This window comes from Maritalea mobilis (genome assembly GCF_019800885.1).
GTDB lineage: Bacteria > Pseudomonadota > Alphaproteobacteria > Rhodobacterales > Rhodobacteraceae > Roseibacterium > Roseibacterium beibuensis.
Genome location: NZ_JAHVKE010000001.1, coordinates 124,385 through 142,556 on the forward strand (window position 1 = coordinate 124,385; position 18,172 = coordinate 142,556).

Below are 18,172 nucleotides of genomic sequence, written 5' to 3' on the forward strand. Positions count from 1 at the left end.
GCGTTTCTGGGCTCAGAAATGCTCGTAGTCGAGCAACACCTCGCCGCGCGCGACCTGGCCCAGGAAGCCGCAGGGATCGGGGCGGTCGCGGAAATGCAGCCAGGCTTTGCGCGCAAAGAGGCCCGGCGCCATGAACAGGATCATCGGGTGCAACTCGTCGCGCGAGATCGGGCGCGCGACCTCGGGTTGTGTGGCGAGAAAGGCGTCGCGATCGGACGCGGGCAGGAACTCGATCTGGAGGGCGTAGGCCACGTATTCCTGTCCCACCAGGCAATTCGGCAGGGGACACTCCATCAGGTCGTCCATCGCGGCATGGGCCAGTTCATGGCGCAGGACGCTTTCGAAATAGGCGCCCGGGGTGATCATGGAAAACTCGCCCGTGGCCGACATGGCCGTGTCGTTATTATAGGTGTCGGGCGGCAGAAGCTCGATCCGGTGCTCGCCACAATGGTAAAGGCCGACGCAATTGAGGCCCAGATCGGGATTGATCGCGATCTCGATGTCCTCGGGGATCGTGAGGCCGCCGCATTGGTCGAACTGCCGTTGCGTGGCCGCGACGATGGCGCAGATCCGCCCGGTATCCTCCCCCGCGCCCTCGACCAGCACATTGCTGTCCGGGCAGGCGAGGGGCTGCGGCTGCGCCGGCGTGGCCAGGAAAAACGCGCAAGCCGCCACCGCGGCGCGCGTCTGCCTGTCCGGAGTGCCGCGTTTCCTCATGCACGCAGATTGCGGGGCCGCTTGGGTTGGGTCAAGCGGCCCTTGGCGAAATCGTCGCGGATCAGACCGTCGCGCGGGCCTGGCGCTTGCGCTCGTGCGGGTCGAGATAGCGTTTGCGCAGGCGGATGGCGTTGGGCGTGACCTCGACCAGTTCGTCATCGTCGATATAGGCGATGGCTTCTTCCAGCGACATGCGGACCGGCGGGGTGAGGGTGACGGCATCATCCTTGCCCGACGCGCGCACGTTGGTCAGCTTCTTGCCCTTGAGCGGGTTCACCTCGAGGTCGTTCTCGCGCGAGTGCTCGCCCAGGATCATGCCCTGGTAGACATCCTCCTGCGGGCCGATGAAGAAGCGCCCGCGATCCTCGAGGTTGAAGAGCGCGTAGGCCACCGAGGTGCCGTTTTCCATCGAGATCAGAACGCCCGCGCGACGGCCCGGGATGGCGCCCTTGTGCGGCGCCCAGGAATGGAACACGCGGTTCAGCACGCCCGAGCCGCGCGTGTCGGTCAGAAACTCGCCATGGTAGCCGATGAGACCGCGCGAGGGGACCAGCGCCACAATGCGGGTCTTGCCCGCGCCGGCCGGCTTCATCTCGATCAGTTCGCCCTTGCGGGGGCCGGTCAGTTTCTCGATCACCGCGCCGGTGTAGTCGTCGTCGACGTCGATCGTGACCTCTTCGATGGGCTCGACCGTGACGCCGTTTTCCTCGCGCAGGATGACCTGTGGGCGGGAGATCGACAGTTCGAACCCTTCGCGGCGCATGTTCTCGATCAGAACGCCCATCTGCAATTCGCCGCGGCCCGCGACCTCGAAGGCCTCGCCGCCGGGCGTGTCGGTGACCTTGATGGCGACGTTCGATTCCGCCTCTTTCATAAGGCGTTCGCGGATGACGCGCGATTGCACCTTCTTGCCGTCGCGGCCCGCCAGCGGGCTGTCATTGATGCCGAAGGTGACCGAGATGGTCGGCGGGTCGATGGGCTGGGCCGGGATCGGGTCTTCGACGGCCAGCGCGCAGATGGTGTCGGACACGGTCGCCTTGGCCATGCCCGAGAGCGTGACGATATCGCCCGCCTGCGCCTCGTCGATTTCCTGCAGCGAGAGGCCGCGGAAGGCCTGGATCTTGGAGACGCGGAAGCGTTCGATCTGTTCGCCATGGCGGCTGAGGGCGTGGACCGTCGCGCCGGCCTTCAGGCGGCCCGATTCAACGCGACCGGTCAGCAGGCGGCCGACGAACGGGTCCGAGCCGAGCGTGGTGGCCAGCATGCGGAAATCCTCGTCCACGTGCTTGAGCTGCTTGGGCGGGGCGACGTGGTTGACGATCAGGTTGAACAGCGCGTGCAGGTCCTTGCGCGGCCCGTCGAGATCGGCGTCGCACCAGCCGGCACGGCCCGAGGCGTAGAGATGCGGGAAGTCGAGCTGATCCTCGTTCGCGTCGAGCGCGGCGAACAGGTCGAACACCTCATCCAGCGCGCGGTCGGGTTCGGCGTCGGGCTTGTCCACCTTGTTCAGGACCACGATGGGGCGCAGCCCGAGTGCCAGCGCCTTGGCGGTGACGAACTTGGTCTGGGGCATCGGGCCCTCGGCGGCGTCGACCAGCAGGACCACGCCATCGACCATCGACAGGATGCGCTCGACCTCGCCGCCGAAATCGGCGTGGCCGGGGGTGTCGACGATGTTGATGCGCGTGCCGTGCCATTCCACCGAGGTGGCCTTGGCCAGGATGGTGATCCCGCGTTCGCGTTCGAGGTCGTTGCTGTCCATCGCGCGTTCGGCCACGGCCTGGTTCTCGCGGAAGGCGCCGGATTGTTTCAGGAGGTTGTCCACCAGCGTGGTCTTGCCGTGGTCGACGTGGGCGATGATCGCAATATTGCGCAGGTCCATGAAGGGGGGCCTTTGGTCATGTCAGGGTTGGCAGGGCGTTAGCCGCTTGCGCCGCGCTTGGCTAGGGCAAAAGCGTCGCCACGGATGCCGTGCAGGAAAAGCCGGCTTTTCCTGTCAGAAAATCTCGAGATTTTCTGCCCCGGCCGGTGGCCGGGGTCAGGCCTTCTTGCGCAGGCGGATGACGACGTCGACCTTGGACACTTCGTAGCCCTCGGGCACCTCGGGCAAGGTCTTGATCTCGATGCCTGCCTTGGGCGCATCGGTCAGGTGGCCCGCGTCTTCCATGAAGAAATGCGGATGCTCGTCCATGCGGGTGTCGAAATAGCTGCGGGTGCCGTCCACGGTGACTTCCTGCATCAGGCCCGCATCGCAAAAGGCGCGAAGCGTGTTGTAGACCGTGGCCAGCGAGACCCGGTCGCCCGAGGCAATCGCGGCGTCGTGCAGGCTTTCGGCGGTGACGTGGCGATCCTGCCCGTCCCCGATCAGCAACGCGGCCAGCGTCAGGCGCTGGCGGGTCGGGCGCAACTCGCCATCCACCAGCCAAGTGCGTCCGCGCTCAAGCGCTTCGGGGGTCATCGCGGGAGTCATCCGGCGGTCACTTTCCTGCAAATTCGTTCTTGGTCATATATATAAGGCCTGTTGACGCAAGGTTTCAATCGCAAAACCGAATCTGCCGCAGGGGGCATGGCCTTGCCACCTCTTCGGCGGCGATGATAGACGGGGCAAACTTTGACGCCCGCGATCAACCGGGCGGGATTACAGCACAGGCGGAGGCCATGGCCAACTACCCCACGAGTTTCGACAAGGACGACCTTCTGGCATGCGCGCGCGGGGAGCTGTTCGGCCCCGGCAACGCCCAACTGCCCGAGCCGCCCATGCTGATGATGGACCGGATCACCGACATCTCGGAAGACGGGGGCGCCCATGGCAAGGGGCACGTGGTGGCCGAGTTCGACATCACGCCGGAGCTGTGGTTCTTCGAGTGTCATTTCCCCGGCAACCCGATCATGCCGGGCTGCCTTGGCCTTGACGGGCTGTGGCAGTTGACCGGTTTCAACCTCGGCTGGCGCGGCTGGCAGGGGCGAGGCTATGCGCTTGGCGTCGGCGAAGTGAAGTTGACCGGCATGGTGCGCCCCGACCGCAAGATGCTGACCTATCACGTCGATTTCACCAAGGCCGTGCAGACCCGCCGCCTGACCATGGGCGTGGCCGATGGCCGGGTCGAGGCCGATGGCGAGGTGATCTACCAGGTCAAGGACATGAAAGTGGCGCTCAGCGAGAGCTGACGGCGCCGCCGCCTGACGCGAGATCGGGCTTTCCCGCAGGCGCGGGGTCGTGGCACCCTGCGCCGTGGACAACGGGTCGGCGCGCATGCGGGTCTTGCACCATCACTGGCAGCTTCTGGCCATCCTTGCGGTGGTCTTCGTGCTGTGGTCCACGCCTGTCATCCTGCCGCTGAAACTGCTGGTGGTGTTCTTTCACGAACTGTCGCACGGGCTGGCGGCGATCCTGACCGGCGGGTCGATCGAGACGATCTCGGTCAATTTTCAGCAAGGCGGCGAAGCGTGGACGCGGGGCGGGTCGCGTTTTGCCATCCTGACGGCGGGGTATCTCGGCTCGCTCCTGATCGGGGTCGGCCTGTTGTGGGTGGCGCTGCGATCCACGGCGGACCGGGCCGTTCTCGGCGGGCTGGGGGCGCTGATGCTGGTCGTCCTGGTCCTTTATGTCCGCGACCTCCCCGCCGCGCTGATCTGTCTTGGCACCGGGGCGGCGCTGCTGGCCGCGGCGCGCTACCTGCCGCGGCAGGGCTGCGACCTTGCCCTTCGGGTGATCGGGCTCAGCTCTCTGCTCTACGTGCCTTATGACATTTTCGACGACACGCTGCGCCGATCCGCGCTGCGCTCGGACGCGCGGATGCTGGCCGAAGAGGTCGGGGGCACCACGATGATGTGGGGCGCGCTATGGCTGATCATCAGCCTCGCCGTGATCTCCTTTGCCGCGCGCCGGATTCTCGGGCGGGACAGTAACCTGCATTTCGGCAAGGGGTGACGGGGCGCGCCATCGGTGCCCCGAGGCAAGGTAACGGCTTGCCCCTGAACGCCCGCCTGTCCTACACAGCCGAAAGCAAACGGAGGAGCAGCAAACATGCGCCGCGTCGTCGTCACAGGGCTTGGGATCGTCTCGCCCATCGGAAACACCGCAGCCGAGGTTGTCGACAGCCTGAAGACGGGCCGCTCGGGGATCGAGGCCAGTGCAGAGATGGCCGAGCATGGCTTTCGCAGCCAGGTCGCCGGCACGCTCAAGATCGACCCGTCCGAGCATATCGACAAGCGCGCGCTGCGCTTCATGGGGCCGGGCGCGGCCTATGCCCATATCGCCATGGGCCAGGCCATCGCCGATGCGGGGCTGGAGGAGGGCGACATCGTCAATCCGCGCACCGGGCTGATCGCGGGCTCGGGCGGGCCGTCGACCAGCGCCATGTTCGCCGCGCACCAGACGGTGCTGAAATCGGGCGGGACCAAGCGGATCGGCCCCTTTGCCGTGCCGAAATGCATGAGCAGCACGATTTCCGCCAACCTCGCCACCGCCTACCAGATCAAGGGGATCAACTACTCGATCACCTCGGCCTGCTCGACATCCTTGCATTGTATCGGCAACGCGGCCGAGCAGATCATGATGGGCAAGCAGGACGTGATGTTCGCTGGCGGTGCGGAAGAACTGGACTGGACGCTCTCGTGCCTGTTCGACGCAATGGGGGCGATGTCGTCGAAATTCAACGACACGCCGCAGCGCGCCAGCCGCGCCTTTGACGCGGATCGCGACGGGTTCGTGATCGGCGGCGGCGGTGCCATCCTCGTGCTGGAGGAGTTGGAGCGGGCCAAGGCGCGCGGCGCCAAGATCTATGCCGAGGTGACGGGATTTGCCGCCACCTCTGACGGGCATGACATGGTCGCGCCATCGGGCGAGGGTGGCGAGCGCGCGATGCGGCTGGCCCTGCAAACGCTGCCAGAGGCGCGCAAGGTCGATTACATCAACGCGCACGGCACCTCCACCAAGGTGGGCGACGTGGGCGAGGTCGAGGCCGTGCGCCGCGTCTTTGGGCAAGGCTCCACGCCGCCGATTTCCTCGACCAAGTCGATGACGGGCCACGCCCAAGGGGCTGCCGGCGCGCTCGAGGCGGTGTTCTGCCTTCTGATGCTGGAGCATGATTTCATCGCGCCCTCGATCAATGTCGAAACGCTCGACCCCGATCTGGACGCCGCCGAGATCGCCACGGCGCTGGTCGAAGGCGCGGGGCTGGATACTGTTATGACCAATTCCTTTGGCTTCGGGGGCACCAACGGATCGATGCTGCTCTCGCGTTTTGACGGGTGATTTCAAGATGACGGATTTGATGAAGGGCAAACGCGGCCTCGTGATGGGGGTCGCGAATGACCGCTCGATCGCGTGGGGCATTGCCAAGGCGCTGGCCGACGAGGGGGCCGAACTGGCGTTTTCCTATCAAGGTGAAGCGTTCGGCAAGCGCGTGGAACCGCTGGCCGCGTCCGTGGGCGCCAGCCTGATGGTCGATGTGGACGTGACCGACGATGCCTCGATGGATGCCTGTTTCGCCCGCATCAAGGAGGAATGGGGCAGCCTGGATTTCGTGGTCCATGCCATCGCCTATTCCGACAAGGCGGAACTGGCCGGGCGCTTCATCGACACGACGCGCGAGAACTTCCGCAACTCGCTGACCATCAGCTGTTATTCCTTCATCGACGTGGCCAAGCGCGCGTCCGAGTTGATGCCCGAGGGCGGCACGCTGCTGACGCTGACCTACCAGGGGTCGAACCGGGTGACGCCGTTCTACAACGTGATGGGTGTGGCCAAGGCGGCGCTGGAAAGCTCGGTGCGCTACCTCGCCAACGACCTCGGGCCGCAGCAGATCCGCGTCAACGCGATCTCGCCGGGGCCGATGAAAACGCTGGCGGGCGCGGCCATCGGGGGCGCGCGCAAGACCTTCAAGACGACCGAGGCGAACGCACCCCTGCGGGCCAACGCAACGCTTCAGGCCGTGGGCGGCACCGCCGTGTACCTGGCCTCGGACTATGGCGCCTGCACGACCGGCGAGATCATCACGGTCGATGGCGGGTATCACGTGCTGGGTATGGCGCAGCCGGAAAACCTCTAGGCGCATTGCGGGCTACGGTCGGGCCAAATGGTGGGAAATCTGGACATGTCGGAACGTCTGATCGACCAGCCCAACTGGATCTACCTGCTTCGAGAATTCGAAACACTCTATCGCTATGGGTCCGCCGGGGGCAGCCCCGCCATCCGCAGCCACCGCAAGAAGGTGCGCGAAGAGTTGTCGCGCATCATCGGGGGCAACCCGCCGCTCGCCGAACGCGAGCCGGCCGGCAAGCCGGTGACCGCGCATTTTTCCCGCGCGCTGGACACGGGCGAGCGTGGCTCGATGCAGGGCATGGCGCGGGCGTTGCGTGAACAACGCGACCGGCTGACCTGGGAATATGGCTATGAAAAGGTGCCACCCGCCCTGGCGCGGAAATACGCCTATTGCGAAATCCTTGGGCCGCGCGGTCCGATCCTGTGGGATCGGCTGATCCTGGGTTTCGTGCTGTTCGCGCCGCGCACCACCTATCCGCAGCACAGCCATTCCGAGATCGAGGAAAGCTATATCTCCGTCTCTGGCGCATGGTCGGAAAACAACGCCGCGGTCTATTCGCCGGGCTCGCTGATCCTGAACCGCCCGGGCGACGAGCACCGGATCACCACCGGCGACCATGAGCCGTGCCTGCTGGCCTATGCCTGGGCCGGCCCGCCAGAGAAACTCGGTGATCCCAAGATGAAATTCACGGCCGGGCGGCGGCAGGCCTAGTCGTCGCGCGCGGCGGCGAGGGTCGCGCGCTGCGCCTCGACATGGGCCTGGAAATCGACGGGATCGCCGAAATCGGCAAAGCCGGGGTAGTGATCATGCGGGTCGGCGATGCGGCGGGCGTGCTTGATCGGGCACCAATAGGCCTCGGTCCGGCCGGCGATCTCGCGCACGTAGCCGATCAGCCCGTTGCAGTAGCCGCAATACACGCAGTTCAGTTTCTGCAGCCCGTTCAGATAGGCGAGGTGGTGCCGGTCGATGGCGATGTGATCGCCGCGGCGCACCTTGGGGATGCCATAGACCGGGAAGCAAATCGCCTGGTACACGGTGACGAACAGGTCGAGCAGCACGAAGGGGATGATCAGCGCGTAGATCACGGGCGCGGTCAGCAGGACCAGAAGCCGTGTGCGCGACAGGAAGCTGAGAAGGTTTTCGCGCGCGGCGCGGTGGCGGGCGCGCATCTCGTCCTCGAAGCGGATGCGGCGGCCCGAGATGGTGTAGCTGAACCGGGCGCGGCGCTCCTCGATCTCGTCGAGCAGGTCGGCTCTCGCCGCGCTGATCTGGTCGCGAAGCTTGTCGATGCGGCTGGACATGGGCAGGCCCCCTTGCCGGATGCGGATGACATGATCCAAGCACGCGGCGGGCGCGCGCGCAACGAAAGCGGGGCGTTTGAAACGAAAACGGCGCCCGCGAAGGGCGCCGCTCGATAGCTGTCGCTCAGGGGGTGGCTCAGGCGACCTTGACCAGTTCCACGGCAAAGGTCAGGTCCTTGCCCGCCAGCGGATGGTTGGCATCCAGCGTCACGGTCTCGTCCGTCACCTCGGCCACGGTCACGGGCAGGGTCTGGCCCTCGGGCGTCTGCACCTGCAACTGCGTGCCAAGGTCGAGCGGGATGTGATCGGGCACCGCCTCGCGCGGGACCTGCTGCATCGCGTCCTCGCGGTGCGGGCCATAGGCCTCGGCGGCGGGGATGGTGACCGTCTTCTTGTCGCCCTCGGACATGCCCGACAGCGCGTTTTCCAGACCGGGGATGATCTGGCCTTCGCCCATCTGGAAGGTCAGCGGGTCGCGCCCTTCGGAACTGTCGAAGGTGGTCCCGTCTGCAAGGGTGCCGGTGTAATGAATGGACACGGTGGTGCCCGGCTTGGCCTGGGTCATATGCATCTCTTTGGTTGGGAAAGGCGTGAATTTCGCGGAAAAGCGTCGGTGACGCAGGACTACCGCGGTGGCTCGCGCAGCAAGGTAAGGGTTGCGGTCGCGTAATGAAACCCCTGCACCCGCAATTGTCGCCGCCCGATTGCTGTGCCAGTGTCGGGCGGACAAGAGCGAAGGGGGATGGCATGGTGATCAGCGTCTGCGTATTCGACGCCTACGGCACGTTGTTCGACGTTTCCGCGGCGGCGCGCGAACTGGCGGGGCAGCCGGGGCGCGAGGGCTTTGCCGAGGTCTGGGCGCAGGTGGCCACGGACTGGCGGTTGAAGCAGTTGCAATACTCGTGGCTGCGCGCGATCACCGGGCATCATTGCGATTTCTGGCAGGTGACGCAGGACGGTCTCGACTGGGCGCTGGAGCGCGCGGGCCAGGACCATGACGCCAGCCTGCGCGAGGCGCTCCTGGGCCTCTACTGGCAGCTTGCCGCTTTCCCCGAGGTGCCCGAGATGCTGGGCGGGTTGAAGGGGGCGGGGCTGCAGACGGCGATCCTGTCCAACGGCTCACCCGACATGCTGGCGGGCGCGGTGGACAGCGCGGGCGTGGGCGATCTGCTCGACGCGGTGCTGTCTGTCGAGGACGTCGGCATCTTCAAACCCGATGCGCGGGTCTATGACCTTGTGGGAGAGCGCTTTTCCTGCGCGCGCGACGAGGTGCTGTTCGTCTCCTCCAACGGCTGGGACGCGGCGGCAGCGGCGGCTTACGGGTTCGTCACGCTATGGGTGAACCGCGCCGGAGAGCCGGTGGACCGCCTGCCGGCCCGCCCGCACCATGTCGCGCCCGACCTGCGCAACGTGCCGCATCTGGTGGCGGACCTGTAATGCAGTTCGTGACGGCGAAAGACGGGGTGAAGCTGGCCTATGACGACCGGGGCGCGGGCACGCCGCTCCTCTGCCTGCCGGGGCTGACCCGCAACATGGAGGATTTCGAGCCGGTGGTGGACCGCTTCGCCGACCGCGCGCGCATCATCCGCATGGATTTCCGCGGGCGCGGGGCCTCCGACCATGGCGACCCCGCCACCTACGCCATCCCGCAAGAGGCCGAGGATGTTCTGACCCTGCTCGACCATCTGGGGCTTAAGCGCGTGGCAATCCTCGGCACCTCGCGCGGCGGGCTGGTGGCGATGATGCTGGCGGCGACCGCGAAACAGCGGCTGTCGGGCGTGATCCTCAACGATATCGGTCCCGAGATCATGCCCGAGGGGCTGGCGATGATCATGGACTATATCGGCCGACCGCCCCGCTTCCGCACGCTGGAGGAGGCCGCGGCGGCCTTCCCGACCTATTATGCCGAGAGTTTCCAGAACGTCCCCGCCGCCACATGGGCCGATTTCGCGCGCCGCCTTTACACGCAAGGCGAGGGGGCGCTGGACCTGCGCTACGATCCCCGCTTGCGCGACGCGGTGGCGGCCTCCTTCGACCCGGATGCGCCCGCGGTCGATCTCTGGCCGCTCTTCGACGCCTTCGAGGGGCTGCCCCTCGGCCTGATCCGCGGGGCCCATTCCAACATCCTGTCCGCGGACACAGCCGCCGAGATGCGCCGCCGCCGCCCCGACATGGCCTTTGTCGAGCTGGGCGACCGCGGACATGTGCCCTTTCTCGACGAACCCGGCGCGGTCCGCGTCATTGAAACCGTGCTGGAGCAAGTCGCATGACCGATATCGCGATGATCGAGGCCGCCGCCGCGCGCGCCAAGGGGGTGGTGCGCGAGACGCCGCTGTTGAATTCGCCCTTCCTGGACGAGGTCGCGGGCCGTACCGTCTGGGTGAAGGCCGAGGTGTTGCAGCACACCGGCAGCTTCAAGTTCCGCGGCGCGTGGTCGGCCATCTCGGCGCTGGACCCGGAGCTGCGCGCGCGGGGCGTGCTGGCCTATTCCTCGGGCAACCACGCGCAGGGCGTGGCGCGGGCGGCGCAGCTGCATGGCATCCCGGCCACGATCCTGATGCCCGCCGATGCGCCGCGGCTCAAGATCGAGAACACCCGCGCCTACGGGGCCGAGGTGGTGCTTTATGACCGCGCCGGGGGCGAGGATCGTAACGTGCTTGGGGCGGAGTTGCGCGACGCGCGCGGCCTCACCCTCATCAAACCCTTCGACGAGCCGCAGGTGATCGCGGGGCAGGGCACCTGCGGGCTGGAGATCGCCGCGCAGGCCGCGGCAGAGGGCGTGACGGAGGCCACCGTGCTCACCTGTTGCGGGGGCGGGGGCCTGACGGCGGGGATCGCGCTGGCCCTCGAGGCGCGGGCGCCGGGCATGCAGGTGCGCCCGGTCGAGCCTGTGGGGTTCGACGACACCGCGCGCTCGCTGGCCAGCGGCCAGATCCAGCGCAACAGCGGCCCCGAAGCGGGCTATTGCGATGCCATCCTGACCCCGGCGCCGGGCGATCTGACCTTCCCCATCCTGCAGCGCCTGTGCGGCCCCGGCCTCGTCGTGACCGAGGACGAGGTACGCGCCGCGATGCGCGCCGCCTTCGAGCGCCTCAAGCTGGTGATCGAACCGGGCGGCGCGGTGGCGCTGGCCGCGGCGCTCTTCCATGGCGCAGCACTTGCCGACGGGCCGGTGATCGCCACGGCCTCTGGCGGCAATGTCGATGCGGACACGTTCACCGAGGCCTTGTCCGCCGCCCCGAAACTCTAGGCCCCGTCCCCGACAGCCCGCGTTCCCGGACCTGCATCTTTATCCTTCAAATATGCAGCGCGCGGATCGCGCGCCGCGGGACAGGGGGCTCGATGCCCCCTGTCCCGCGACACCGGGCGACGGCAAGGCCGGCGCAACCCTTTGTGGGAATTACTCGGCCGGTGTGGCCGTCGCCGCCCGCGCCTGGATGCCGAGAAACAGCAGCAGCGACAGCCCCATCAACACGGCCGCAAGGGCAAAGGGCGCGCCGGGCCACCAGATCGCGCCGCCCTCGCGCGTGGCCCAGAAAAAGGCCTGCGTCATCATCAGGGGTGACAGGATCATCGACAGCGCCGAGAGCGAGGCCAGGACCCCTTGCAACTCGCCCTGCTGGTCCGCCCCCGCCGCACGGCTGAGCACCCCCTGCAGGGCCGGGGCCACCATCGCGCCAAGCGCCGAGATCGGGATCATCGCCCAGATCATCCAGCCCTGTCCGATCAGCGCATAGGCCACCAGGCAGCCGGTGTTCAGGATCAGGCCCCAGGTGACGGCCCGTACCTCGCCCAATCGCCGCAGGACCGGCTGGACCAGCCCGCCCTGCACGATCGCCATGGCAACCCCGTAGGCGGCCAGCGAGGTTCCGACCATCGCCGCGTCCCAGCCGAAAACGCCTTGCGTCCAGTAGGCCCAGATCGCGGGATAGACGAAATTCGACACCTGGTAGGCAAGCATCACCGCCAGAAGTGGGCGCACACCGGGCAGTTGCCCCATCTGCATCAACCCGCCCGCCGGGTTGGCGCGACGCCAGTCGAAACGGCGCCGCCGCGCCCTGGGCAGGCTTTCGGGCAGAACGAACAGGCCGAACACGACATTCAGCGCGGCGAGGAGGGCCGCCGCGACGAAAGGCGCGCGCGGATCGAGATCGCCCAGAAGCCCCCCCAGAAGCGGGCCGAAGATGAAGCCCATGCCGAAGCCTGCCGAGATCAGCCCGAAGCTTTTCGCGCGGGTCTCGGGCTCGGTGATATCGGCCATGAAGGCGAAAGCGGTAGAGTGGGTCGCCGCCGTGATGCCTGCCACGATCCGGCCGGCCAGCAGCAGCCAGATCGACCCGGCCAGGGCCATCACCACGTAATCGAGCGCCATGACACTCATCGAGACCAACAGGACCGGCCGCCGTCCGAACCGGTCCGACAGGTTGCCGATCGTGGGGGCGAAGCCGAATTGCATGATCGCGTAGGCCGCCGACAGGATGCCGCCCCAAAGGGCCGCATCGTTCAGCCCCGTGCCCCGCACTTCGGCGATCAGGTCCGGCATGACCGGAAGGATCAAGCCGATGCCCATCGCGTCGAGCATGACGGTTACGAGAATGAAAAGGACGGGCAAACGCATGAAGAGGCTCGGTGTCGGGTAGGTGTCAAGGTAGATTGACAGTTCCGTCCTGTCCAATCAATTGCGCCGCGCCCGTGCGCGTCGCCCGGGCGGGCGCGGCAAGGGGCATCGAGCCCCTTGCCGCGCCGGCGCGTTCCGCGCCTGCATATTTGAAGGATAAAGATGGGGTCAGCCTGGCGCGTGCGTCTCGGCGATGCGCCTTGCCCTGTCCCGTGCGGCCTGGGCCAAACCGGCCAGATCCTCGTCGAGGGCCGGATCGGGGGTGAGGGTGAGTGGGGCGCTGGCGATGGCCGAGATCAGCGTCGCCGAGCGGGCCGCGGTGGCGACGAGTTGCGGCAGGGCGAGGTACTCGGCCAGCCTCAGGGCCTCCGATTGGGCGGGCTGCGAGTGGGCCATCGCGGAGGCAAGCGCCGTGGCATGGCCGGACAAGGCCATCAGCGCCGGAAGGGGGGACGGGCCGAGAATGGCGATGGCGGTTTCGGCGGGGCTATGCGCCTGAAGCGCGCTGGCGATCTTGCCACCGCTCGCTGCAAGCTCGGACAGCCAGTCTGCAAGGGGGCTGAGATCCCGCGGAGTGGCGTCGCCCGGGTCGCCAAGCCCGAGGGCCGTTGCAAGGGCGCTGCGTCTGGCGGGCGTCTGCTCGCCCGCACCGAGGCTCACGCAAAGGCAGGCGGGGCGCAGCGTCTTCAACTGGTCGTGCAAACGCAGCAGGGCTTTGCCCCAGTCCAACACCGCTTGCGCCGGGACGCGCAGCTGTGGCGCGGATCCCGTCTCTTTCCGGCCGCATACAGCCGCCAGCCCCCCGAGGGCCGTGCCAAGCCGCGCCTCGACCAGCATGAGCGCCTGGCGCAGGCGCAGGGCGCGGGCCGTGTCGCGGATGTCGTGCTCGGTGGCCCCGCGGAACAGGTAGGGCGCATGTTCCGGCGCGTTGAGCGCGGCGCGGACGGCCTCGACCAGGGCGGGGACGGGTGTGCCCGCCTCCCATGCGGGGCGCGACAGCGCGGCGGGGTCGACCTGCACCTCCATCGCGGCGCGGTGCAGGAAGGCGCCGCTGATCTCGGGAATGTCGCCCGCCTGTCCCTGCACCTTGGCGAGCGTGCCCATCACCAGCATCATCGCCCGTACTTCGGCCGTGTCCGAGAACAGCCGCGCGATCTCGGCATCGCCGAAGAGGTCGCGATAGAGCGCGCTGTCGAAGGGCGTGACGCTCATCCGGCCCCTCCGGGCAGGTGGCCGATCCCGGCGAGGAACGCGGTCAGATGCGCGGCGTAGGTCTCGGGATCCTCGACGCAGGGCAGGTGGCCCGCGCCGCGCATCAGCTCGTAGCGCGCACCGGGGATCAAGTCGGCCATCTCGCGCACGAGGTCGGGCGGGGTCGATCCGTCCTGGTCCCCCGCGATGACCAGCGCGGGCAGGCGCAGCGCCGCCGTGGTCGTGTAGAAATCGGTCCCCGCGATGGCCGCCGAACAACCCGCGTAGCCGGCCTCGGGCGTGACCTCGACCATGCGCTTCCACGGGGTGACGGCGGGGCTGTCGCGGAAGGGTTTCGAAAACCACCGCTCCATGATCGCGTCCGACATGGAGGTCAGCCCCCCGGAATGGATCTGTGCGATGCGGTCGGCCCACATCTGGCGCGTGCCGATCTTGGGGGCGGTGTTCGACAGCACCACCGCGCGCACCAGGTCCAGCCGCTTGGCCGCCAGCCCCTGCGCGATCATCCCCCCGATGGACAAGCCGACGACCACGGCCTCTTTCACCTCCAGCGCATCGAGCAGCCCTTCGGCATCGCGCACCAGCGCCCCCATCGTGTAGGGCGCCTGCGGGCAGGTCGACAGGCCATGGCCGCGCTTGTCATAGCGGATCAGGCGCAGCCCCTCGGGCAGGCGCGCCACCACGTCGTCCCAGAGGCGCAGGTCGGTCCCGAGCGAGTTGGCGAACAGAACCGGCGGCCCGTCCTCGGGCCCCTCCAGTTTCACATGCAAGGTCACATCGTCGAGCGTGATGCAGTCCATCGGCGGATCCTCCTGTCGGCTTGCCTTGCTTGTCGGCCAGACGGCGCGCGCGTGCAAGCAGGTCGCGCATAGGCCATCGGCCGCCGCGTTTTGCCTTGCACGCCCGGGGATGGCCGCGCAGGCTGGTCCCAACGACAAACGAGGGAGGGGTCCAGTGCCGAGTGAAATCCGCGCCGCCGTGTGCCATGCGTTCAACACGCCGCTCAAGATCGAAACGCTGCAGCTTCGCGATCCCGGGCCGGGCGAGGTGCAGGTCACGCTCGAAGCCGTGGCCATATGCCATTCCGACATCTCCTACATGGAAGGGGCCTGGGGCGGCGCCTTGCCCGCGGTCTACGGGCACGAAGCGGCGGGCCGCGTCACGGCCCTTGGCCCCGGCGTGACGGCACTGGCCGAGGGGGAGCGCGTCCTCGTCACGCTGATCCGGTCCTGCGGACATTGCCCCTCCTGCACCACGGCCAAACCGGTCTACTGCACCGGGAACCAGCCGCTGCCGCCGGAACTGACGCTGTCCGATGGCACCGAGGTGAACAAGGCGATGAATTGCGGCGCTTTCGCCGAGAGGGTGACCGTCCATGTCAGCCAGACCGCCCCCATCGGCGAGGACATCCCCGGGGAGGTCGCCTGCCTGCTGGCCTGCGGCGTACCCACGGGCGTCGGCGCGGCCGTCAACACGGCGAGCGTGCGCCCGGGTGACGTGGTCGTTGTGATCGGCGCGGGCGGCGTGGGGCTGAACGCGATCCAGGGCGCGCGCATCGCGGGCGCGGCGCATATCATCGCGCTCGACCTCGAAGAGACCAAGCTCGACGTTGCGCTGGAATTCGGGGCGACGGCGGCCTTGCTGGCCTCGGGCGAGACGCCCTGGCGCGCGGCCAAATCCGCCGCCGGCGGGCGCGCGGCCGACCATGTCTTCGTCTCGGTCGGCGCGATCCCGGCCTATGATATGGCCAACCGCTTCCTCGCGCCGGGTGGCACGGTCTACGCGGTCGGCATGCCCCATTCCGGCGGCACCTCGGCCTACGAGCCGGTGATCCTGGCCGCCACGGGGCAGGGGATGCGCGGCTCGCTGATGGGCGAGGTGGTGTTGGGTCGCGATATTCCGTGGATGGTCGAGCTCTACCGGCAAGGCCGTCTGAAACTGGACGAGCTGATCTCGAACCGCTGGCGCCTCGACCAGATCAACGAGGCCATCGCCGACACCAACACGGGGCAGGCCAGGCGCAACGTCATCCTCTTCGACTAGGCCCGCCCCTTCATCTTGGCCAAAAAACCTCTCGGGGGGTGTGGGGGGCAGACAGCCCCCCGCCGGCCCGCCACCTGCCACAGCGAGGACCGCCGATCATGCGCCTGACCGACCTGGAGATCTTCCCTGTCGCCCCGCCGCCGCCCGGTTGGGGCGGGCGCTATTGGCTGATCCTGCGTCTGACCACCGCAGACGGCATCACCGGCCTCGGCGAGGTCTATGCCAGCGCCGTCGGCCCCAAGGCCATGGCGGCGGTGATCGCGGATGTCTTCGCCCGCCACGTGGCGGGGAACGCGCCCGAAAACATCGAGACGATGTTCCGCCGCGCCTATTCCTCGGGCTTCACGCAGCGACCTGATCCCACCGTCATGGGCGCGTTCTCGGGCATGGAAATGGCCTGCTGGGATATCCTGGGCAAGATGCGCGACCGGCCAGTCTGGGCGCTCATGGGCGGGCGGATGAACGACCGGCTGCGCGCCTATACCTACCTCTACCCCGAGCCGCACCACGACCCCGACCGGTTCTGGATCGACGCCCACATGGCCGCCGAGGCCGCCAGCGCGCGGGTGGCCGAGGGCTGGACGGCGGTGAAATTCGACCCGGCCGGCCCCTACACGATGCGCGGCGGGCATATGCCGGCCATGTCCGACATCACCCGCTCCGCCGCGTTCTGCGCCGCGATCCGGGCGGCGGTGGGCGACCGGGCGGACCTGCTTTTCGGCACGCATGGGCAGTTCACGCCAGCGGGCGCGATCCGGCTGGCGCAGGCCATCGCCCCGCATGATCCCCTGTGGTTCGAGGAGCCCGTGCCGCCCGACGATTTTCCCGCCCTCGCGGCGGTGGCCCGCGCCACGACGATCCCGGTGGCGACCGGCGAGCGCCTGACCACCAAGGCGGAATTCGCCGCCGCGCTGGCCCATGGCGCAAGGATCCTGCAACCGGCGCTTGGGAGGGCGGGGGGGCTGTGGGAAGGCAAGAAGATCGCCACGCTGGCCGAGGCGGCGGGGGCGCAACTGGCCCCGCATCTCTATGCCGGTCCGGTGGAATGGGCGGCGAATGTGCATCTGGGCGTGACCTGCCCGAACCTCCTGATGGTCGAAGCCATAGAAAGCCCGTTCCATGACGCGCTGGTCACGGGGCGGCCGCGGGTGGAAAACGGCTTCGTCGCGGCCCCGGACGCGCCGGGGCTGGGGATCGCGTTGAACGAGGATCTGGCCCGCGCCCACCCGGTCACGACCGACCGGCTGCACCTGGAAATGCGCGACGCGCCTTGCGACTGGCAGAATGGCAACGCCTTCGCCGGGGGCGCCGCCGACTGAGCCGGGGCGGGCGGATTTCTCGAGAAATCCGGTCCGTTTTCCTATAGGAAAACGGCGCCTTACCCGCGCGCCTGCTCGTGCTCGTAGCGCAGGCGGGCGATCTCCTCGTTCTTCTCCGACTTGCGCTGTGCCTGCAGCGCCTCTTCGACGAAGCTGAGATGTTCCACCACGGCGGCGCGGGCGGCCTGTGGATCGCGCGCCTGAAGCGCGGCGTTGATCGCGCGGTGATGTTCCAGCAGCAGGTCGCGCGTGGTGCGGTTCTTGAACATGACCTGACGGTTGAAGAACACGCCCTCGCGCAGGAGGTCGAAGATCGAGCGCATCATGTGCAGCAGGATCACGTTATGCGAGGCCTCGAGGATGGCGAGGTGGAACTCGGCATCCAGCTCGGCCTCGTCCGACGGGTTCCGCTTGGAATGGGCGGCTTCCATCTTGCGAAAGATCGTGTCGATCACCTTGAGGTCGGTGTCCGAGCCGTGGATCGCGGCGCGTTCGGCCGCGATGGATTCGAGGTCGCGGCGAAAGGCGATGTAGTCGAAGACCGCCTCTTCGTGCTGCGCGAACAGCCGGATCAGGGCGGGGGAGAAGGCCGAGCCGAGCACATCGGCCACGTAGATGCCCGCGCCCGCGCGCGTCGACAGAAGCCCGCGGTCCTGCAACTCCGCGATGGCCTCGCGCAGGGACGGACGCGATACGCCGAGGCGTTCCGACAGTTCCCGCTCGGACGGCAGGCGTTCACCCGGGCGCAGGATGCCGCGCAGGATCAGTTGCTCGATCTGGCGCACGACGCTGTGCGACAGTTTCTCGGCCTCGATGCGCTGAAACGGCATGACGCGGCCCCTCCCTCCCTCGTATTGGTCAGGGATTATGACCGCATTGCCGCGCAAGTCCAGCGTTCACCGGGCCTGCGCGGTT

19 protein-coding genes are annotated in these 18,172 nt (G+C 67.8%); 10 read left to right on the forward strand and 9 right to left on the reverse strand.

From position 1 onward, the window contains the following. Positions 1 to 12: 12 nt before the first annotated feature. From KUV65_RS00630 to irrA, 3 genes are all read right to left on the reverse strand, one after another. A complete protein-coding gene (locus tag KUV65_RS00630) occupies positions 13 to 717 on the reverse strand; it encodes a hypothetical protein (RefSeq protein ID WP_222186925.1) in 705 nt (234 codons plus the stop codon). A 61-nt stretch (positions 718 to 778) separates the two neighbouring features. Beyond that, positions 779 to 2,599 carry a translational GTPase TypA gene (gene typA, locus KUV65_RS00635; protein ID WP_222186926.1) on the reverse strand — a complete coding sequence of 607 codons (1,821 nt, stop codon included), beginning with the start codon at positions 2,597 to 2,599 and terminating at the stop codon, positions 779 to 781. Positions 2,600 to 2,755: 156 nt separating this feature from the next. Continuing rightward, a complete protein-coding gene (irrA, locus tag KUV65_RS00640) occupies positions 2,756 to 3,175 on the reverse strand; it encodes an iron response transcriptional regulator IrrA (protein WP_259552334.1) in 420 nt (139 codons plus the stop codon). Positions 3,176 to 3,375: 200 nt separating this feature from the next. Here irrA and fabA point away from each other — a divergent pair, with 200 nt between their 5' ends. The 5 genes from fabA (at position 3,376) to KUV65_RS00665 (ending at position 7,475) form a co-directional block, all read left to right on the forward strand. After that, on the forward strand, positions 3,376 to 3,885 hold the full coding sequence (gene fabA, locus KUV65_RS00645) for a bifunctional 3-hydroxydecanoyl-ACP dehydratase/trans-2-decenoyl-ACP isomerase (protein WP_222186928.1): 510 nt from the start codon (positions 3,376 to 3,378) through the stop codon (positions 3,883 to 3,885). Between the two features lie 64 nt (positions 3,886 to 3,949). Continuing rightward, on the forward strand, positions 3,950 to 4,648 hold the full coding sequence (locus KUV65_RS00650; RefSeq protein WP_308124469.1) for a M50 family metallopeptidase: 699 nt from the start codon (positions 3,950 to 3,952) through the stop codon (positions 4,646 to 4,648). A gap of 96 nt (positions 4,649 to 4,744) precedes the next feature. Then, the gene (locus KUV65_RS00655; protein WP_222186931.1) at positions 4,745 to 5,974 is read left to right on the forward strand and encodes a beta-ketoacyl-ACP synthase II; all 1,230 of its coding nucleotides are present in this window, start codon (positions 4,745 to 4,747) and stop codon (positions 5,972 to 5,974) included. A gap of 7 nt (positions 5,975 to 5,981) precedes the next feature. Then, complete coding sequence (locus KUV65_RS00660; protein ID WP_222186932.1) at positions 5,982 to 6,770, forward strand: enoyl-ACP reductase FabI; 789 nt, start codon at positions 5,982 to 5,984, stop codon at positions 6,768 to 6,770. Between the two features lie 45 nt (positions 6,771 to 6,815). Next, entirely contained in the window at positions 6,816 to 7,475 is a 660-nt protein-coding gene (locus KUV65_RS00665) for a dimethylsulfonioproprionate lyase family protein (RefSeq protein WP_222186934.1), read from the forward strand. On the opposite strand, the gene KUV65_RS00670 is transcribed toward KUV65_RS00665, so the two are convergent. Next, positions 7,472 to 8,065, reverse strand: coding sequence for a hypothetical protein (locus tag KUV65_RS00670; RefSeq protein WP_222186935.1), 594 nt, complete (start codon positions 8,063 to 8,065; stop codon positions 7,472 to 7,474). The two genes, KUV65_RS00665 and KUV65_RS00670, sit on opposite strands and share 4 nt — an antisense overlap. Before the next feature lie 136 nt (positions 8,066 to 8,201). Continuing rightward, positions 8,202 to 8,630 (reverse strand): FKBP-type peptidyl-prolyl cis-trans isomerase, encoded by a 429-nt coding sequence (locus KUV65_RS00675; RefSeq protein ID WP_222189521.1) that lies wholly within the window; start codon positions 8,628 to 8,630, stop codon positions 8,202 to 8,204. Positions 8,631 to 8,812: 182 nt separating this feature from the next. On the opposite strand from KUV65_RS00675, the gene KUV65_RS00680 reads away from it, so the two are divergent. From KUV65_RS00680 to KUV65_RS00690, 3 genes are read left to right on the forward strand one after another with little or no spacing between them, the layout of a single operon-like run. Further along, positions 8,813 to 9,502, forward strand: coding sequence for a haloacid dehalogenase type II (locus KUV65_RS00680; RefSeq protein ID WP_222186936.1), 690 nt, complete (start codon positions 8,813 to 8,815; stop codon positions 9,500 to 9,502). Then, complete coding sequence (locus KUV65_RS00685) at positions 9,502 to 10,335, forward strand: alpha/beta fold hydrolase (RefSeq protein WP_222186937.1); 834 nt, start codon at positions 9,502 to 9,504, stop codon at positions 10,333 to 10,335. Before KUV65_RS00680 ends, KUV65_RS00685 begins: the two co-directional genes overlap by 1 nt. Continuing rightward, a complete protein-coding gene (locus KUV65_RS00690; RefSeq protein ID WP_222186938.1) occupies positions 10,332 to 11,315 on the forward strand; it encodes a threonine ammonia-lyase in 984 nt (327 codons plus the stop codon). The genes KUV65_RS00685 and KUV65_RS00690 overlap by 4 nt, the downstream gene beginning before the upstream one ends. A gap of 150 nt (positions 11,316 to 11,465) precedes the next feature. Here the strand turns inward: KUV65_RS00690 and KUV65_RS00695 are convergent, their stop codons facing one another. The 3 genes from KUV65_RS00695 to pcaD form a co-directional block, all read right to left on the reverse strand. Next, positions 11,466 to 12,683 (reverse strand): TCR/Tet family MFS transporter, encoded by a 1,218-nt coding sequence (locus tag KUV65_RS00695; protein WP_222186939.1) that lies wholly within the window; start codon positions 12,681 to 12,683, stop codon positions 11,466 to 11,468. Positions 12,684 to 12,851: 168 nt separating this feature from the next. Beyond that, on the reverse strand, positions 12,852 to 13,895 hold the full coding sequence (locus KUV65_RS00700; RefSeq protein ID WP_222186940.1) for a hypothetical protein: 1,044 nt from the start codon (positions 13,893 to 13,895) through the stop codon (positions 12,852 to 12,854). After that, entirely contained in the window at positions 13,892 to 14,695 is an 804-nt protein-coding gene (gene pcaD, locus KUV65_RS00705; protein WP_222186941.1) for a 3-oxoadipate enol-lactonase, read from the reverse strand. The genes KUV65_RS00700 and pcaD overlap by 4 nt, the downstream gene beginning before the upstream one ends. A gap of 154 nt (positions 14,696 to 14,849) precedes the next feature. Here pcaD and KUV65_RS00710 point away from each other — a divergent pair, with 154 nt between their 5' ends. Further along, entirely contained in the window at positions 14,850 to 15,938 is a 1,089-nt protein-coding gene (locus KUV65_RS00710) for an alcohol dehydrogenase catalytic domain-containing protein (RefSeq protein WP_308124470.1), read from the forward strand. A 98-nt stretch (positions 15,939 to 16,036) separates the two neighbouring features. Beyond that, complete coding sequence (locus tag KUV65_RS00715; RefSeq protein ID WP_222186944.1) at positions 16,037 to 17,257, forward strand: mandelate racemase/muconate lactonizing enzyme family protein; 1,221 nt, start codon at positions 16,037 to 16,039, stop codon at positions 17,255 to 17,257. Between the two features lie 59 nt (positions 17,258 to 17,316). Here the strand turns inward: KUV65_RS00715 and KUV65_RS00720 are convergent, their stop codons facing one another. Continuing rightward, positions 17,317 to 18,087 carry a FadR/GntR family transcriptional regulator gene (locus KUV65_RS00720; protein WP_222186946.1) on the reverse strand — a complete coding sequence of 257 codons (771 nt, stop codon included), beginning with the start codon at positions 18,085 to 18,087 and terminating at the stop codon, positions 17,317 to 17,319. Positions 18,088 to 18,172: the final 85 nt, after the last annotated feature.

Bases quoted from the DNA above. Each gene is read 5' to 3' on its own strand.
- KUV65_RS00630 (WP_222186925.1), bottom strand. From the start codon at position 717: ATGAGGAAACGCGGCACTCCGGACAGGCAGACGCGCGCCGCGGTGGCG.
- typA (WP_222186926.1), bottom strand. From the start codon at position 2,599: ATGGACCTGCGCAATATTGCGATCATCGCCCACGTCGACCACGGCAAG.
- irrA (WP_259552334.1), bottom strand. From the start codon at position 3,175: ATGACCCCCGAAGCGCTTGAGCGCGGACGCACTTGGCTGGTGGATGGC.
- fabA (WP_222186928.1), top strand. From the start codon at position 3,376: ATGGCCAACTACCCCACGAGTTTCGACAAGGACGACCTTCTGGCATGC.
- KUV65_RS00655 (WP_222186931.1), top strand. From the start codon at position 4,745: ATGCGCCGCGTCGTCGTCACAGGGCTTGGGATCGTCTCGCCCATCGGA.
- KUV65_RS00660 (WP_222186932.1), top strand. From the start codon at position 5,982: ATGACGGATTTGATGAAGGGCAAACGCGGCCTCGTGATGGGGGTCGCG.
- KUV65_RS00665 (WP_222186934.1), top strand. From the start codon at position 6,816: ATGTCGGAACGTCTGATCGACCAGCCCAACTGGATCTACCTGCTTCGA.
- KUV65_RS00670 (WP_222186935.1), bottom strand. From the start codon at position 8,065: ATGTCCAGCCGCATCGACAAGCTTCGCGACCAGATCAGCGCGGCGAGA.
- KUV65_RS00675 (WP_222189521.1), bottom strand. From the start codon at position 8,630: ATGACCCAGGCCAAGCCGGGCACCACCGTGTCCATTCATTACACCGGC.
- KUV65_RS00680 (WP_222186936.1), top strand. From the start codon at position 8,813: ATGGTGATCAGCGTCTGCGTATTCGACGCCTACGGCACGTTGTTCGAC.
- KUV65_RS00685 (WP_222186937.1), top strand. From the start codon at position 9,502: ATGCAGTTCGTGACGGCGAAAGACGGGGTGAAGCTGGCCTATGACGAC.
- KUV65_RS00690 (WP_222186938.1), top strand. From the start codon at position 10,332: ATGACCGATATCGCGATGATCGAGGCCGCCGCCGCGCGCGCCAAGGGG.
- KUV65_RS00695 (WP_222186939.1), bottom strand. From the start codon at position 12,683: ATGCGTTTGCCCGTCCTTTTCATTCTCGTAACCGTCATGCTCGACGCG.
- KUV65_RS00700 (WP_222186940.1), bottom strand. From the start codon at position 13,895: ATGAGCGTCACGCCCTTCGACAGCGCGCTCTATCGCGACCTCTTCGGC.
- pcaD (WP_222186941.1), bottom strand. From the start codon at position 14,695: ATGGACTGCATCACGCTCGACGATGTGACCTTGCATGTGAAACTGGAG.
- KUV65_RS00715 (WP_222186944.1), top strand. From the start codon at position 16,037: ATGCGCCTGACCGACCTGGAGATCTTCCCTGTCGCCCCGCCGCCGCCC.
- KUV65_RS00720 (WP_222186946.1), bottom strand. From the start codon at position 18,087: ATGCCGTTTCAGCGCATCGAGGCCGAGAAACTGTCGCACAGCGTCGTG.